This window comes from Natrinema sp. H-ect4 (genome assembly GCF_041894845.1).
GTDB lineage: Archaea > Halobacteriota > Halobacteria > Halobacteriales > Natrialbaceae > Natrinema.
Genome location: NZ_JBHDYC010000001.1, coordinates 540,913 through 556,852, shown reverse-complemented (window position 1 = coordinate 556,852; position 15,940 = coordinate 540,913). Strand labels below are relative to the sequence as shown.

Genomic DNA, 15,940 nt, shown 5'->3' with positions numbered 1-15,940 from the left:
CATCCCACAACCTTGTTGACAGTATCTAGAAACCGAAATCGGTTACGAGCCGCTAAAATCCCCGGCGTGTTTAAGCGGATCCGGCTGCAACCCAGTGGCATGCTCACCGACGAGTTCGGGCGAGAGGTCTCCGGGGTTCGCGTCTCTCTCACCGATCGGTGTAACTTCGACTGCGTCTACTGTCACAACGAGGGGCTCGGGGACACTCGCGGACCGATGGATCCGCAGGACGACGAAATGTCGACCGACGACGTCGTCCGATTCCTCGAGGTCGCCGCCGAGTTCGACGTCGATGCGGTCAAGTTCACCGGTGGGGAGCCGATGCTTCGACAGGACCTGGAAGAGATCATCGAGCGCACACCCGACCAGATGGAGGTTTCGCTGACCACGAACGGGACGTTCCTCCCCGGCCGCGCCGAAGCGCTCGTGGACGCCGGCCTCGAGCGGGTCAACGTCTCGCAGGACGCGCTCGATCCGGAGGATTTCGCCGCGGTGACCAAGAGCGGGGCCTACGAGAAGGTCCTCGAGGGCGTCGAGGCGGCGCTCGAGGCTGGCCTGGACCCGGTTAAACTCAACATGGTCGTCTTCGAGCACACTGCGGGGTACGTGCCGGAGATGGTCGATCACGTCGCCGAGAACGAGGGGCTGCAGCTCCAGCTGATCGAGTACATGCCGGAGCTGACGGGGAAGCCGGAGTGGAACATCGACATCCAGCGGGTTCACGACTGGTTGGCCGAGCAGGCCGACGAAATCGAACACCGGGAGATGCACGATCGAAAGCGCTACTGGATCGGCGGCGACGATGGGAGCGGCGGTGGCATGGTCGAGATCGTCGACCCCGTCGAGAACCCGACGTTCTGTGCGAACTGCCATCGGGTTCGGGTCACCCACGAGGGCTACCTGAAGGGCTGTCTCAACCGCAATGACGACCTCAAGTCGATGGGCGAGATGACTAAGTCAGAGATCCGCGAGGCATTCCGCAATACCGTCGCGAACCGGGTTCCCTACTACGGCGAGTACATGATCCAGAACGAGGAGGGGCAGTGGGAGATCAACGAGAAGTACATCGAAGAGTACGCCGGAGCCTGATTTCACCCCACGTCTCCGTTTTTGTCATATCCGTTCCGGCACCGGGTCGAGCCGAATAGTCGGACTCGAGTGCGATCAACAGTGGAATCGATTTGAACGAGGAGCGGCTACCTTTCGTTGCCCTTAAGTAGTCGACGGGGGTAGGTTCGGGTGCAATACGTGTAGGGGAGTGATCCCCGAGTCCGAGAGGGCGATGATAGACGGAACGGTGTTGTGGTAGCCAAGCGGCCCAAGGCGCATGGTTGCTAACCATGTGGCGTCAAGCCTCCGGGGTTCAAATCCCCGCCACAACGTCGGACACTTCGCTGGCGTTTTCCCGCCAGTCGATTTGCATCGCAGGCAGACCAGAGACAGATACACGATACATGAGCGCGGAAGAACCTCAAGAACAAGAAGACGACGAAGACCTCCGATACTTCGTCCGCATCGGACAAACGGACCTCGATGGGACGAAGTCCGTCGAGCGCTCGCTCTCGGAGATGAACGGGATCGGTCGCCGGACCGCCCGACTCATCGCCGAGGAAGCGGGCGTCGACCGAACCGCGACGTTCGGTCGACTCGACGACGACGTCATCGACGGCGTCATCGAGGCCGTGGAGAACTACGCCGAACAGGTCCCCGACTGGCTCAACAACCGTCAGGGAGACTTCTACAGCGGCGAAACGACCCACGAGATCGGGAACGATCTCCAGTTGACCCGACAGCACGACATCAACCGGATGAAGATGATCGACTCCTACAAGGGCTCTCGCCACAAGCGAGGCCAGAAGGTTCGCGGTCAGCGAACCAAGTCCACCGGCCGAACGGAGGGCACCATCGGAGTCAACGTCGAAGAGATCCGCGAAGAACAGGCCGAAGAGGCCGCAGCCGCCGAAGAAGAAGAAGAGGACGAGGGTGAATAATGCCACTCGGCACTGACACCAAGCAATACGAGACGCCGAACCACCCCTACCAGGGTGAGCGCATTGCCTCCGAACACTCCCTCGTCGACCGCTACGGGCTCTCGAACAAAGAAGAGCTCTGGCGAGCGCAGTCCGAACTTCGCTCCTACCGGCGCGAGGCTCGAGAACTGCTCGGCCAGGCCCAGGACGACGAAACCGTCATCCGACGCTCCGAGGAATTCCTCAACCGACTCAAACGCGTCGGCATCCTCAACGAGACGGACGAACTCGGCGACATCCTGTCGCTCGAGATCGAGGACATCCTTGAGCGCCGACTTCAGACGGTCGTCTACCGGACGGGACTGGCGAACACACCCCAGCAGGCCCGCCAGTTCATCGTCCACGGCCACGTCATGGTCGACGGGCAGCGCCACCTCGTTCCGTCCTACGTCGTCGACACCGACGAGGAGGATCTGGTGGCCTTCGACGAGAACAGTCCGCTCGCGGACGAACTCCACCCCGAACGCGCGGAGGGTAACCAATGAGCCAGAACGACGATAAATGGGGAATCGCCCACGTACACGCATCGTTCAACAACACCGTCATGACCGTGACCGACCTCACGGGCGCGGAGACGATCGCCAAGTCCTCCGGCGGGACGGCGGTCAAGCAAAACCGCGACGAGGCGTCGCCGTACGCGGCCATGCAGATGGCCGAGTCCGTCGCCGAAGAGGTCAAAGCAGCCGGTATCACGGGCCTCCACGTTCGCGTGCGCGGCCCCGGCGGCAACCTCCAGAAATCCCCCGGTCCCGGCGCGCAGGCGACGATCCGCGCGCTCGCCCGCTCGGGCATCGAGATCGGGCGAATCGAGGACGTCACGCCGATCCCCCACGACGGATCGCGCGCACCGAAAGGCAAGGGCGGCTACTAGACCATGACAGAGGAGTACGACGTCGAGTTCGTCGAACGCGAGGATCGTGAGGCACGGTTCCTCGTTCGCGGCGTGACGCCCGCATTCGCGAACGGCATCCGCCGCGCGATGGTCGCCGACGTACCTACGATGGCGATCGACACCGTCCGGTTCGTCGAGAACTCGTCGGTCATGTTCGACGAGCAACTCGCGCTCCGACTCGGGCTCGTCCCGCTGACGACCCCGCCGGTCGGCGAGTTCACCGAGGACGACACCGTTACGCTCTCGATCGACGTCGAAGGGCCGGCGACCGCCTACTCCGGCGATCTCGTCTCGAGCGACGACCTCGTCCGTCCCGCGGACGAGAACATTCCGATCATCGACCTCAAGGACGGCCAGCGCCTCGAAGCCGAGGCCGATACCGTGATCGACCGCGGACGAAACCACGCCAAGCATCAGGGTGGGGTCGCGGTCGGGTATCGACACCTCCAGCGCGTGGCGGTCGACGGTGATCTTCCCGAGTTCGAGGACGAGGAGAGCCGGATCATCCGCGGCGTCATTGAGGACGACGGCGAACTCGTGTCGACGAGCGAGTTCGACCACGACCTCTCGAATCGTTACCCGGGCAAGGAGGTCCGGGTCGAGGACGTGCCGAACGCCTTCGTCTTCCACGTGGAGACCGACGGCTCGTTCCCCATCGAGGAACTCGTGACGCGAGCAGCGGAGACGCTCACCGAACGCGCGACCGACCTCGAAGACGCAGTACAGCTATAGATATGAACCGACGCCCCCGACCCGATCAAGGAACGCCGTTCGCCGACGCCGTGAGCGACGAGACCGGCGATCGCGTTCCTGCTGGAATCGAAAGGGGTTTGAAGGGGCGACGGGTAGACGGAAGTGCGAGCAGGGATAGCCAAGTCAGGCCAACGGCGCAGCGTTCAGGGCGCTGTCTCGTAGGAGTCCGCAGGTTCAAATCCTGCTCCCTGCATCACTTCTCTAAACTCGATTCCACCGTCGACGGCGCAGTATCCCGCGTCGCCGACGTGCCGGCAGTTGCAGTATTTGGAGGAAACCAATGAGTAGCAAGACTAATCCGAGGCTCAACGATCTCATCGCCGAGCTGAAGTCGACGTCCCGCGAAACGGACGCCGATGTCTGGCGAGACGTTGCGGATCGACTCGAGAAGCCCCGACGCACCCACGCTGAGGTGAATCTGGGCCGCATCGAGCGGTACGCACGCGAAGAAGAGACTGTCGTCGTTCCCGGCAAAGTGCTGGGATCTGGCGCACTACAGAAGAACGTCACCGTCGCCGCCGTCAAGTTCTCTTCGTCCGCAGAGACGAAGATCGACCAGGTCGGCGAGCCGGTATCGCTCGAGCAAGTGCTCGAAGAGAACCCCGACGGATCAGATGTCCGGGTGATTCGATGAGTCTCGCAGAGTTTGACGCAGATCTCGTCGTCGATGCCGGTGACTGTATCCTTGGACGAGTCGCGAGCGAGGTCGCCCAGCGCGCGCTGGACGGCGATCGCGTCGCGATCGTCAATGCAGAGGACGCGGTCATCACCGGCGACAAGGAAGACATCTTCGAGACGTACCGCACGCGGCTACAGCTGGGTTCGGACCGCGGACCCTACTACCCCAAGCGACCGGACACGATCTTCAAGCGGTCCGTTCGCGGGATGTTGCCGTACAAGAAAACCCGTGGCCGCGAGGCACTCGACAGCGTCCGCGTCTACGTCGGCAACCCCTACGAGAACGACGACGATCACGAGCTGGAAGTGCTCGAGGGGACGTCACTGGATCGGCTGTCGAACATCCGCTTCGTCCACCTACACGAAGTGTCCGAACAGTTAGGTGCTAACGTCACATGGTAACCAACACGAGTGGCAAGAAAAAGACGGCCGTCGCCCGCGCCACGGTGCGCGAGGGCGAGGGTCGCGTTCGAATTAATTCGAAACCTGTCGAACTGGTCGAACCGGAGACGTCCCGACTCAAGATGCTCGAGCCGTTTCGCATCGTCGGCGACGATCTGCGCGGCGAGATGGACATCGATGTTCGCGTCGAGGGTGGCGGTATCAGCGGACAGGCAGACGCCGTCCGCACCGCCGTCGCACGCGGGATCGTCCAGCACTCCAACGACGCCGAACTCCGCGACGCGTTCATGGAGTTCGACCGATCGCTGCTGGTCAACGACGTTCGCCAGTCTGAACCGAAGAAGTGGGGCGGCCCAGGCGCTCGGGCGCGCTACCAGAAGTCCTACCGCTAAGGTGATTCAATCATGATGGTACCGGTCCGGTGTTTCACCTGTGGCAACGTCGTCGCCGAACACTGGGAAGCGTTCGACGAGCGAGCGAACGAGGGCGACGAGGATCCGGAAGAGGTTCTGGACGAACTCGGCGTCGAGCGCTACTGCTGTCGGCGCATGCTCGTCAGTCACAAGGACCTCGTCGACGTCGTCTCCCCGTACCAGTAACCATGCAACAACAACAGCACAACCGCTACGAGAAGGCACGCATCCTCGGCGCTCGAGCGTTGCAGGTCTCCTACGGCGCGCCGGTGTTGATCGAGACGGAGCAGACCCAACCGATCCTCATCGCCGCCGAGGAGTACGACGCCGGCGTGTTGCCCTTTACCGTCAAGCGGGGGTACGACCGGAAATGACGCTCATCACCGACATCCGGCTGCGTCGGATCCTCGACTCGCGAGGGAATCCAACAGTCGAGGCGGATGTCGTGACCGAGAGCGGCGGTTTCGGCCGCGCCGCAGCACCCAGCGGGGCCAGCACGGGCGAGTACGAAGCCGTCGAACGACCCCCAGGCGAGGCGATCGCGGCGGCCCGGGAGCGCGCCGTTCCCCGGCTCGTCGGCGAGATCTATGCGGGCAATCAGCGCGACGTCGACGCCGCGCTCCACGCTGCTGACGGCACCGACGACTTCTCGGAGATCGGCGCAAACAGCGCGGTCGCGATCTCGATGGCCGCTGCAAAAGCCGGTGCCGACGTGCTGGGTGCGCCGCTCTTTCAGCACCTCGGTGGCACGTTCCGCGGCGAGAGCTTCCCGATTCCGCTCGGTAATGTCGTCGGTGGCGGCGAACACGCCGCCGACGCGACCGACATTCAGGAGTTCCTCGCCGCACCCGTCGGCGCGCCGAGCGTCGAAGATGCGGTCTTCGCGAACGCGGCCGTCCACGCCGCAGTCGCCGACCTGCTCGAGGAACGCGGTGTTCCCTGTGGCAAGGGCGACGAGGGCGCGTGGGCACCGTCGATCGACGACGGCGAGGCCTTCGAAATCGTCGCCGAGGCGGTCTCGATGGTCCAAGACGAGGTCGGCTTCAACGTCGGCTTCGGGCTGGATGTCGCCGGCGCTGAACTGTACGATTCCGAGTCGGAAACGTACGAGTACAGCGACCGGAGCCGCGATACGGACGAGCAGATCGCGTACATCGCCGAACTCGTCGAGGAGTACGACCTCGTCTACGTCGAGGATCCCCTCGACGAGGACGATTACGATGCCTTCGCCGAACTGACCGAGGAAGTCGGCGACCAGACGCTGATCTGCGGTGATGACCTGTTCGTCACCAATACCGACCGTCTCGTCGAGGGAATCGACCGCGGCGCGGCCAACAGCATCCTGATCAAGCCGAACCAGATCGGGACGCTGTCGGACGCGTTCGACGCGATCGAACTCGCGACGGAGAACGGCTACGACTCGGTCGTCTCCCACCGGTCGGGCGAGACCGAAGACGCGACGATCGCACACCTCGCCGTTGCGACCGACGCTCCCTTCATCAAAACGGGGACTGTCGGCGGCGAGCGAACCGCAAAGCTCAACGAGCTCATTCGAATCGCAGACGACGCGACATGACAGAAAACGACGCAACCCAGGAAGGGCTCGACGCCGCCGAGGAGGAAATCGACGAGGAGCCAGCCGAAGGGGCTGGCCCCGCCGCCGAGGAGGATGTCGAGCCAGTAGACGAACAGCCCGCCGACGCCGAGGGAGCGCCCGCGGCCGACGCAGAACCAGCCGACGACGACGCCGAGGAAGAAGACGCCGGTCCAACCCTCGACGACGACGTCATGTCCGACGAGGAGGCGGACCTGTTGATCCCCGTCGAGGACTACCTCGGCGCTGGCGTCCACATCGGGACCCAACAGAAGACCGAGGACATGGGTCGGTTCATCCACCGTGTCCGAACCGACGGCCTCTACGTGCTCGACGTCTCGAAGACCGACGGCCGCATCCGCACGGCCGCGGACTTCCTCGCAAACTACGACCCGGAGCAGATCCTGGTCACCTCGAGTCGTCAGTACGGTCGGTTCCCGGCGGAGAAGTTCGCCGATGCCGTGGGCGCTCGCGCCCGCACCGGCCGCTTCATCCCGGGCACGCTGACGAACCCGAAGTACGATGGCTACATCGAGCCGGACGTGCTGGTCGTCACCGACCCGATCGGTGACGCCCAGGCCGTCAAAGAGGCTATCACGGTCGGCATCCCGGTCATCGCGATGTGTGACTCGAACAACCAGGTCAGTAACGTCGACCTCGTCATCCCGACGAACAACAAGGGTCGCAAGGCCCTCTCGGTCGTCTACTGGCTCCTCGCCAACGAGGTCCTCGATCGACGCGGTGCCGAGCCGTCGTACTCGCTCGAGGACTTCGAAAGTACGGTCTAACGCTGTAGATATCGACGCTGTTCGTTTTCTCGCCGACTTTCGCTCGAGCCCGATCTCCGAGCGCGTGGCGACGGACTATCACTGCCCTTAAACGGTGTGTGATCGGTGAGACTTCTTCTGGGCAATTCGACGGCCACTCCATCGGCGTTCGGATCGGCGTAAAGAAGTCAACTGTATGATAAGACTTATACACAACTAGTAGAAAGAAGCGATAATGTCCTCGGCACCCTTCGACCGGGACTGGCGGGCCGTTATCGCGACCGTGATGGTCGTCAGCGCGCTTCTCATTGCCGGCTGTACCGATACTACGAGCAGAGAATACAACTCGACGATCAGCGATCCGTCGACCGGTGACGTGATTGACAACGTCTCCGTTGATACTATCGACCAGCAAAACGGCGCTCGCTTCGACGTGGACTACTCTATCGACGCGACCGCGAACGAAACCTACTCTCTCGTCGTCTACGAGCGCCGGAACGACTCGTTTGAATGGGACGGTACCTACAGCCTCGACCCGAACAGGTATCACACCGAATTCTCCGTCGGGTCGCCGCTTCCGGACGAACCCGACCCGACGTATCAGATCCGGGTCGAACGCGGGGCAAACGCGACCGTCATCGACGCCGTTACGGTGACGATCAACGCGAGCCGCTCCTGACGTTCGGGGGTGGCTCGAGGGGCCTCACGACGAAGACGCCATATCTATAGTAGCCACTGAAACGATTCACACACTGATCGTATAGCTGTCGTTCGATCAGGTGTGCAATGACTTTCAGTGGCTACTATAGCATCGCCTCGATCAGTTCGGCGGCGTCCGTCGCCGTCGCACCGAAGACGTAGGTCGCGGGTTCGATCCCGAACGCGCCTCGATGGTAGGCGATGCGGGGAACCTCGCCGCGGTCCGCGAACCGATTTCGGAGGTGGTCCCCGCGGTCCTCGTAGTCGGCATCGAACTCGAGCGGATCGATCCCCATCGCCGCCGCGGCCTCGAGTAAATCGTCGTCAGTAGCAACGTTGATCGCGCCGCGAACGGATGGATCAGCGTCGTTGGCGGCGAGTATCGCCGTCGAGACGTGTTTCGAGGCGCCGAACTCGGGGTTGGCCGGAATTTCGATCCGGCCGCCCATCGCGTAGATCCGACCGGGAACCGCGGCGATATCGGTCTCGTCGCGCGGCTCGGGCAAGCACATACCGACGTTCGTCCCCACGTTCGGGACGGAGTCGGCCATGCCGGGGATCGAGGCGAGCGTCCGCGCGGCGGTGCGGACGTTCGCGAGAACGTCCCGTTCGGCACGGATATCTGGATCGAGCCCGCGCACGCAGAGGTCGCAGCCGAGTCCCCGCAGCTCCGGCATCGCTTCTTCGTGAAGTTCGCAGATTGGGCCGCGGTCCTCGAGGCTCCGGACCAGCGAGAGGAGTTCGGCGAGCGCGTCGTAGGCGTCCAGCTCGCCGCCGGCCAGTCCGTCCGCGATGTGATCGACGGTGGCGACGGTTTCGGGGTCGTCACGAAACCGATCGTCACCGCCGCCGTCACCGCTGACGTACTTGCTGACCGCGGCCTGGGTCACGCCGAGTTCGGCGGCGATCTCCTGTTGTGTCATCCCGCGGTCGGCGAGTCGGGTGGCCAACATCGCCCGCACGGTCGGCAGGAACCGTTCGACGACGAGTTCACTCGGGAGAACGAGCGACATACGACCGACGTTCGACTGCAGGGGCATAAGTCCGACTCCGAGCGAACGGCCGACGGCTCATACGGTCTGCTGTCAGTCAGTTCCGGCGCGACCGTGATCCGGCCTGCGGTCGCACCGGTACATCGTTACAGCAGACCGTATCACCGCGGACGACAGCGACGACACAGACAGGTATTACTTGTCTTCGGACAAACGGCCGGGCATGACACTCTCGAGCGCTCCCGGGAAGGTGTACCTGTTCGGGGAGCACGCGGTCGTTTACGGCGAGCCCGCTGTCCCATGTGCGATCGAGCGGCGGGCGCGGGTCGGCGTGCAACGACGCGACGACGGCAAGCTCCGCGTTCGGGCGGACGATCTCAGTCTGGACGGATTCACGGTCGAGTACGACGGGACGACGGAGGACGGACCAGACATCGATGTCTCGAAATCGCTCGTTAGCGCGGCGATGGGGTACGTCGACGGCGCGATCGAACAGGTTCGCGAGGTCACCGGCGAGGACGACGCCGGCTTCGACGTGACGATCGAGAGCGACATTCCCCTCGGTGCCGGACTGGGGTCCTCAGCGGCCGTCGTCGTTGCCGCGATCGACGCCGCGACTCGAGAACTCGGCGTCACCCTCGAGACCGCCGAACTCGCCGAGCGGGCCTATCAGACGGAGTCCCGGGTTCAGGACGGCCAGGCCTCCCGGGCCGACACGTTCTGTTCCGCGACCGGCGGCGCGGTCCGCGTCGAGGGCGAGGACTGTCGCACGCTCGAGGCGCCCGATCTACCGATCGTGATCGGCTTCGACGGTGGCGCGGGGGATACCGGCCAGTTGGTCGCGGGCGTTCGAGAACTCCGCGCGGAGTACGATTTCGCGGCCGACACGGTCGAAGCGATCGGCGACGTGGTCCGGAACGGCGAGGACGCGCTCGCCGACGGCGACATCGAGGAGATCGGTCGGCTGATGGACTTCAATCACGGTCTGCTCTCCGCGCTGGGGGTCTCCTCGCGCTCGCTCGATACGATGGTCTGGGCGGCCCGCGACGCGGGCGCATACGGCGCGAAGCTGACCGGTGCCGGCGGCGGCGGCTGCATCGTCGCGCTGGACCCGACGCCGGAAACCGAGACGGCCCTCTCCTTTACGCCGGGGTGTGAGGAGGCGTTCCGCGCCGAACTCGCCGACGAAGGGGTGGCGCGACTCGAATGATCGTCCTGAAACTCGGCGGCAGCGTCATCACCGAGAAGGACCGGCCGGAGACGCTCGACGGCGACGCGCTCGAGCGAGCGGCGGACGCTATCGCTGCGGCGCTCGAGGCGGGGCTCGACGAGCTCGTCGTCGTCCACGGCGGCGGGAGCTTCGGGCACTACAACGCCAGCGAACACGGCGTCAGTACGACCGACGGGACCCACGACGCGACTGCGGTGCTGGACATCCACGGGGCGATGAAAACGCTGAACCAGTTCGTTCTGACTCGATTGCTCGAGCGGGACGTCGACGCGGTCCCGGTCCATCCGTTTTCGGCGGCGCATCGCGATCGCGAGGGGCACCTCGATCTAGCGACTGGGCAGATCGAAACGATGCTCGAGGAGGGGTTCGTTCCCGTCCTCCACGGTGACGTGATCGCCCACGCCGGCGCGGGTGCGACGGTGATCAGCGGCGACGAACTCGTGGCGGTACTCGCCCGCGACCTCACTGCGGACCGCGTCGGTCTCTGCTCGACGGTTCCCGGCGTACTGGACGAAGACGACGCAGTGATCGATCGGATCGACGACTTCGACGCGGTGGCCGCGGTGCTCGGGGCCAGCGAGGCGACCGACGTGACCGGCGGGATGGCAGGCAAGGTCCGAACGCTGCTCGATCTCGAGGCCGAGGCATCGATTTTCGGCCTCGACGCGCTCGAGTCGTTCCTCGACGGTGCAGATTCGGGAACGACGATCGATTGAGGTCGACGAACGACCGACGGACCGCCGGAGCAAAACAGAACGACGAGACGCTTCTCTTAGCGGGTCCAGAACCCGCCGGTGAACATGACGAGCACGGGGATGATCTCCAGGCGGCCGATCCACATCAGGAAGATCATCAGGAGTTTCGAACTCATCGGAAACTCGAGATAGCTCCCGAAGGGGCCCAGTGAGCCAAACCCGGGACCGATGTTCCCGATCGTTGCCAGACTCGCGCTGAACGCCTCGAGTGGCGTCAGCGAGTACCCGATTCGGCTGGCGTCGAGCGCGATGAGCAGCGCTGCGATGCCGAAGATGAAGAGGTACATGAAGGAGAACCCGAGGACGCCGCGGATGGCGTCCTCGTCGACTACGTTTCCGCCGAGTCGAATCGGCCGGACGACTTCGGGGTGAGCAGCCGTGAACAGTTCACGCCGGAGCACTTTTAGCACGATCACCCATCGTACGACTTTGACTCCGCCGCCGGTCGAGCCAGCACAGCCGCCGACGAGCATGGCGAACAGGAGGACGACCTTGCCGGTCGCGGACCACGCCGCGAAATCGCTTGTCGCGTAGCCGGTCGAGGTCAACAGCGACACGATCTGGAAGGCGCTCTGTCGCAGTGAGTTCTCGAGCACGCCCTCCGTTAGGCCACCGAGCTCTGCGAGTGCCGGAGCGGTACCGACGTAGAGCATCCCGGCGAGAAGGATCGTCAGCCCGGCAATCGCGCTAACGTATGCACGGAACTCGGAGTTGCGGACAAAGCGGTGGCCCTCGCCGCTAAAGACGTGCCAGAACAGGGCGAAGTTGGTACCGGCGATAATCATGAACGGGATGGCGGTCCACTGAACGATCGCAGAGAACGCCGCGACGCTGTCTGCCTCCGGCGAGAACCCGCCCGTGGGAAGCGTCGTGAACCCGTGGGCGATGGCATTGTATAGACCCATATTGGGGGCCATCCCAGCGAGGTGGAACCCGTAGAGAATAGCGATGTAAATGACGGTGAACGCGAAGTAGACGAGCCAGAGGATGCGTGCTGTCTCGGCGATTCGCGGCGTGAGTTTCTGTAACTGCGGTCCCGGCGCTTCGGACTCGACGAGCTGTGCACCGCTGACCGCAAGCTCCGGCAAGATCGCGACCATCAGGACGATGATCCCCATTCCGCCGAGCCACTGGGTCAGCTGTCGCCACATCATCACGGCGTGTGAATGTTGCTCGAGCGAGATCTCCCCCAGCACGGTCGCCCCTGTCGTCGTAAACCCAGACATCGACTCGAACAAGGCGTTGACAGGATGGGCGAGCGTTGATTCGGTCCCCCAACCCGCGAGCACGTACGGCACTGCACCGATGATCGCCACTGCGAGCCACGTGATCGCGACGAAGAGCATCGCCTCGCGGACCTGCAGGTCCGGATCGGGACTGAGTCGCTCGAGGCCGTAGCCGACAGCGATCGTGAGGGCGATCGTTGCGACGAACGGGAAGACGGGATCGCCGTAGAAGAGCGCCACGATGAGCGGAATCACCAGTGGGACGGCGAGATATTTGAGGACGATCCCGACGAGCGCGAAACTGGCGCGCCAGTCAGTTCGGATCCGCATGGAACACCACGTTTGCGCAGTCACGTCTGGACACGGTATCTAATGGAATTTTGATTGGATCGTATTAATCCATCGTAAGGCGCCACTCCGTCGCGAGTCGCCCTCGTTCGGATCGGCCGGAAATAACGTCGGAGATCGATCATCTCGGAGCAGATGTCTCCGACACTCCGCTCTGAGACGAGGATCTATATACGAACTGTGCGTACGTTGACTCATGGGCGTTCGATTACCAAGCGTTCGCCATCCGCACTCCTTTTACGACGTGTTCGGCGTCGTCATCACTGCGGTGGCGATCACGGCCCTCGTTCTCGCCGTTCGGTACGGATGGGTCATCCGGTTAGAAATAGTCGTTTTCATGACGCTCGTCTTTCTGTGGGCTGGCTGGGCAATCGAACGGATTTTAGCGGAATCCAGAGAACGATCGAGACGGCGACAGCGGCGAAGCCCTCCCTGGAAATGATATCGTTGCGATAGAAACCCGGCATCCACAATCCGAGTATCGACGAACGATCGACTGACGCTTCGCTCCTGTCACGAGATAACGGGGGCCGATCGTGGTTACTGAAACGATATATTTTCAATGGTCAGGCAAGAATACCGACGCAATGTATATCGTCATCGTCGGTGCGGGCGATATCGGAATACCCCTCATTGATATCGCGACCCAGTCGGGAAACGAGGTCGTCGTTATCGAGAACGATTCCGAACGAGCGGACCAGGTCGCCGGTGAATACGACTGTCTGGTTCTCAACGACGATGCGACGGCCCACAACGCGCTTCGAGACGCTGGAATCGAGAACGCGGACGCCATGATCAGTACGACCGACCGGGACGCGACCAACATCATGGTCTGTCTGCTCGCACAGGAACATGAGGTCCCCAATATCGTCTCGGTCGTTCACGACCCGCAGCATATGAACGTGTTCAGCCAGATCGGCGTGAACACAATGGAAAACCCCCAGGAACTCATCGCCGAGTACCTCTACCGATCGGTGGCTCGCCCGGCGATCGTCGACTACATGCGAATCGGGGAGGAAGCGGAGGTATTCGAGATCCGCGTCACTGAAAACGCGCCGATCGACGGGAAGAACCTCATCGAAGCAGCGGACGAGGATCTCCTTCCCGAGGACGTCCTGATCGTTGCTATCGAACGCGAAGGGGAAGATCCACCGATTACGCCGCGGGGGAATACGCGTATCAAGGCCGGCGATTTACTCACCGTGTATTCGGCATTCGGGGCAGAGCCGTCGCTTACGGACGTGTTCGGCCATCAAGAAGACCAGTTACGATGACGAGCGAAACGAGCGGACGACGGCCATGTACCCGTCGGCCGCGCGGGTCGGTACCGGATGCCGGAATTCGAACATACCGGCAGGATTTCAACGCGTATATGGCCCGGGCTCGGGCAGTGAGCGACACATGAACGAGGCGATAGAAACGATCGGTCGGGACCTGGGGCGGATACTCAAGGCGCTGGCCGTCCTGATGTTCGTCTCCCTTCTCATTCCGATCGTCTGGGCCGAATACTACGCGATTCCTGCACTGATCGTCTCTGGACTGGTTCCGTTGGCCATCGGCTATTTTTTCACGACTAAGTTTCAAGAGGCGACCAAACCCGGGAAGCTACACGGGATGATTATCGCCGCGGTCGGTTGGTTCTGCGTCGCGATCTTCGGATCGTTGCCCTTCTATTTTATCGCGTGGACCGTTGAGTTCTCGCCGACGCTCTTGGGGACACCCTCACAGACGACGACGCTCGCGGCGTTTACTGATCCGCTCAACGCGCTGTTCGAGAGCATGAGCGGCTTTACCGGAACGGGACTGACGATGACCGACAACGAGGAGGTCCTGCCACGGACGCTTCAGTGGTGGCGGTCGTTCATCGAGTGGGTCGGCGGCGTGGGCGTGATCGTCCTTACGACGGCGATTCTCGCGCGACCCGGGAGCGGTTCGTTGACCCTGTACGAGAGCGAAGCCCGCTCCGAGCGGATCCATCCGAGCATCGTCTCTACCGTCCAGACGATCTGGTGGATCTTCATCCTCTTTACGTTCGTCTCGATCTTGCTCCTCTGGACCGTTGGAATGCCGATCTGGGGTGCGATCAACCACGGGATGACGGGTCTGGCAACCGGCGGGTTCTCGATCACCGACAACTCGATCGCCACCTACGACAGTGCGGCTATCGATTTTGCACTGCTGCCAGTCATGCTGTTGGGCAGTATCGCGTTCCCGATCCACTATCTCATTCTGCAGGGCGATCTGCGGAACCTCTACGCAGACCTACAGACCCGGTGGGTGTTCATGTACATGAGCCTCGGAACGCTCGCTCTCACCGCATTAGTGTACGTCGGCGACACGTACGATTCCCTGTTCACGGCGTTCCGATACGGGTCGTTCCAGTTCGTCTCGGCCGCCACCTGTGCCGGTTTCCAGACTGCCGTCGACTCGACCAACGTGGCGCTGGGACGGTGGCCGGCACAGGCCCAGCTCACCGTGACGTTCGGGATGATCGTCGGCGGTGCCGCCGGATCGACGGTCGGCGGAATCAAGCTAATTCGGGCGCTCACGCTGTTGAAGGGGATCGGGTTCCGGATTTCGGATGTGTTCTACCCCGAAACGGCCGTCCGGCGACTGAAAATCAACGGTCGCCGCCTCAACGAACGGGAAATGCGCCAGGAGTTCGAGGAAGCAGCGATCATCGCGTTCCTCTGGTTCGTCTTCCTCGGTATCGGCACGTTCGTTCTCCTCTTGCTACTCCCGGAGGGAGCGTACACGCTCGAGAACGTTATTTTCGAAGTCGCCAGCGCACAGGGGAACGTCGGCCTCTCCGCGGGGATCACCGGTCCGGAATCGCTACCGACGCTCGGTAAGATCATGTTCCTCTTTAACATGTGGATCGGTCGCCTCGAGATTATTCCCGTCCTCGTGACGATTCGAGCGGTCTTCCGCCGCGGAGGGATCTACCGATGAGAGCCAACGACCTCCCGATCGTCGGTGAGCTGCTCGAATCGGGTGCCGAAGATCGGGTCTTCGATTCGCTCTTGCTCGTCGGCCCGCTTTTGATCCTCTTTATCGCCCTCGTTGGACGGTCGATCCTCACGACCGGACTCGCACTCTCCTATGTCGTTTTCTTCACCGCATACGTCCTCTACCGCGGTGTGCGTGGCTAAGGGCCGTT

20 protein-coding genes and 2 tRNA genes are annotated in these 15,940 nt (G+C 62.8%); 20 read left to right on the top strand and 2 right to left on the bottom strand.

Annotated features, from left to right (window positions below; translation table 11 throughout):
* The first annotated feature begins 99 nt into the window (after positions 1-99).
* The 15 genes from moaA (at position 100) to ACEWFR_RS02560 (ending at position 8,208) form a co-directional block, all read left to right on the top strand.
* The gene (gene moaA / locus ACEWFR_RS02630) at positions 100-1,089 is read left to right on the top strand and encodes a GTP 3',8-cyclase MoaA (protein ID WP_374059565.1); all 990 of its coding nucleotides are present in this window, start codon (positions 100-102) and stop codon (positions 1,087-1,089) included.
* A gap of 210 nt (positions 1,090-1,299) precedes the next feature.
* Positions 1,300-1,382, top strand: a tRNA-Ser gene (locus ACEWFR_RS02625).
* Between the two features lie 72 nt (positions 1,383-1,454).
* Positions 1,455-1,991: a 30S ribosomal protein S13 gene (locus ACEWFR_RS02620; RefSeq protein ID WP_098726872.1), complete on the top strand. Its 537-nt coding sequence runs from the start codon at positions 1,455-1,457 to the stop codon at positions 1,989-1,991.
* Positions 1,991-2,515 (top strand): 30S ribosomal protein S4, encoded by a 525-nt coding sequence (locus tag ACEWFR_RS02615; protein ID WP_374059564.1) that lies wholly within the window; start codon positions 1,991-1,993, stop codon positions 2,513-2,515. The genes ACEWFR_RS02620 and ACEWFR_RS02615 overlap by 1 nt, the downstream gene beginning before the upstream one ends.
* Positions 2,512-2,901, top strand: coding sequence for a 30S ribosomal protein S11 (locus ACEWFR_RS02610; protein ID WP_226041847.1), 390 nt, complete (start codon positions 2,512-2,514; stop codon positions 2,899-2,901). Before ACEWFR_RS02615 ends, ACEWFR_RS02610 begins: the two co-directional genes overlap by 4 nt.
* 3 nt (positions 2,902-2,904) lie before the next feature.
* Positions 2,905-3,654, top strand: a complete 750-nt coding sequence (locus ACEWFR_RS02605; RefSeq protein ID WP_374059563.1) for a DNA-directed RNA polymerase subunit D — start codon at positions 2,905-2,907, stop codon at positions 3,652-3,654.
* A 129-nt stretch (positions 3,655-3,783) separates the two neighbouring features.
* Positions 3,784-3,868 (top strand) — tRNA-Leu (locus tag ACEWFR_RS02600).
* Positions 3,869-3,955: 87 nt separating this feature from the next.
* The gene (locus ACEWFR_RS02595) at positions 3,956-4,309 is read left to right on the top strand and encodes a 50S ribosomal protein L18e (protein ID WP_098726868.1); all 354 of its coding nucleotides are present in this window, start codon (positions 3,956-3,958) and stop codon (positions 4,307-4,309) included.
* A complete protein-coding gene (locus ACEWFR_RS02590) occupies positions 4,306-4,755 on the top strand; it encodes a 50S ribosomal protein L13 (RefSeq protein WP_098726867.1) in 450 nt (149 codons plus the stop codon). Before ACEWFR_RS02595 ends, ACEWFR_RS02590 begins: the two co-directional genes overlap by 4 nt.
* Complete coding sequence (locus tag ACEWFR_RS02585) at positions 4,749-5,147, top strand: 30S ribosomal protein S9 (RefSeq protein WP_374059562.1); 399 nt, start codon at positions 4,749-4,751, stop codon at positions 5,145-5,147. The genes ACEWFR_RS02590 and ACEWFR_RS02585 overlap by 7 nt, the downstream gene beginning before the upstream one ends.
* A gap of 12 nt (positions 5,148-5,159) precedes the next feature.
* The gene (locus tag ACEWFR_RS02580) at positions 5,160-5,354 is read left to right on the top strand and encodes a DNA-directed RNA polymerase subunit N (RefSeq protein WP_098726865.1); all 195 of its coding nucleotides are present in this window, start codon (positions 5,160-5,162) and stop codon (positions 5,352-5,354) included.
* 2 nt (positions 5,355-5,356) lie between these two features.
* Positions 5,357-5,542 carry a DNA-directed RNA polymerase subunit K gene (locus ACEWFR_RS02575; protein WP_006184680.1) on the top strand — a complete coding sequence of 62 codons (186 nt, stop codon included), beginning with the start codon at positions 5,357-5,359 and terminating at the stop codon, positions 5,540-5,542.
* Positions 5,539-6,744, top strand: a complete 1,206-nt coding sequence (eno, locus tag ACEWFR_RS02570; protein WP_374059561.1) for a phosphopyruvate hydratase — start codon at positions 5,539-5,541, stop codon at positions 6,742-6,744. The genes ACEWFR_RS02575 and eno overlap by 4 nt, the downstream gene beginning before the upstream one ends.
* Entirely contained in the window at positions 6,741-7,550 is an 810-nt protein-coding gene (gene rpsB / locus ACEWFR_RS02565) for a 30S ribosomal protein S2 (RefSeq protein WP_374059560.1), read from the top strand. The genes eno and rpsB overlap by 4 nt, the downstream gene beginning before the upstream one ends.
* Before the next feature lie 214 nt (positions 7,551-7,764).
* Positions 7,765-8,208 carry a hypothetical protein gene (locus tag ACEWFR_RS02560; protein ID WP_374059559.1) on the top strand — a complete coding sequence of 148 codons (444 nt, stop codon included), beginning with the start codon at positions 7,765-7,767 and terminating at the stop codon, positions 8,206-8,208.
* Positions 8,209-8,332: 124 nt separating this feature from the next.
* Here the strand turns inward: ACEWFR_RS02560 and ACEWFR_RS02555 are convergent, their stop codons facing one another.
* Positions 8,333-9,241 carry a thiamine-phosphate synthase family protein gene (locus tag ACEWFR_RS02555; protein ID WP_374059558.1) on the bottom strand — a complete coding sequence of 303 codons (909 nt, stop codon included), beginning with the start codon at positions 9,239-9,241 and terminating at the stop codon, positions 8,333-8,335.
* 202 nt (positions 9,242-9,443) lie between these two features.
* On the opposite strand from ACEWFR_RS02555, the gene mvk reads away from it, so the two are divergent.
* Both mvk and ACEWFR_RS02545 read left to right on the top strand, forming a co-directional pair.
* On the top strand, positions 9,444-10,430 hold the full coding sequence (gene mvk, locus ACEWFR_RS02550) for a mevalonate kinase (RefSeq protein ID WP_374059557.1): 987 nt from the start codon (positions 9,444-9,446) through the stop codon (positions 10,428-10,430).
* Positions 10,427-11,167, top strand: coding sequence for an isopentenyl phosphate kinase (locus ACEWFR_RS02545; RefSeq protein WP_374059556.1), 741 nt, complete (start codon positions 10,427-10,429; stop codon positions 11,165-11,167). The genes mvk and ACEWFR_RS02545 overlap by 4 nt, the downstream gene beginning before the upstream one ends.
* Before the next feature lie 56 nt (positions 11,168-11,223).
* Here the strand turns inward: ACEWFR_RS02545 and ACEWFR_RS02540 are convergent, their stop codons facing one another.
* Entirely contained in the window at positions 11,224-12,762 is a 1,539-nt protein-coding gene (locus ACEWFR_RS02540) for a TrkH family potassium uptake protein (protein ID WP_374059555.1), read from the bottom strand.
* Positions 12,763-13,367: 605 nt separating this feature from the next.
* Between ACEWFR_RS02540 and ACEWFR_RS02535 the strand changes: the two genes are divergently transcribed.
* From ACEWFR_RS02535 to ACEWFR_RS02525, 3 genes are all read left to right on the top strand, one after another.
* Positions 13,368-14,054 carry a TrkA family potassium uptake protein gene (locus ACEWFR_RS02535; protein WP_374059554.1) on the top strand — a complete coding sequence of 229 codons (687 nt, stop codon included), beginning with the start codon at positions 13,368-13,370 and terminating at the stop codon, positions 14,052-14,054.
* A gap of 127 nt (positions 14,055-14,181) precedes the next feature.
* Positions 14,182-15,732, top strand: coding sequence for a TrkH family potassium uptake protein (locus tag ACEWFR_RS02530; RefSeq protein WP_374059553.1), 1,551 nt, complete (start codon positions 14,182-14,184; stop codon positions 15,730-15,732).
* Complete coding sequence (locus tag ACEWFR_RS02525; protein WP_374059552.1) at positions 15,729-15,932, top strand: hypothetical protein; 204 nt, start codon at positions 15,729-15,731, stop codon at positions 15,930-15,932. The genes ACEWFR_RS02530 and ACEWFR_RS02525 overlap by 4 nt, the downstream gene beginning before the upstream one ends.
* Positions 15,933-15,940: the final 8 nt, after the last annotated feature.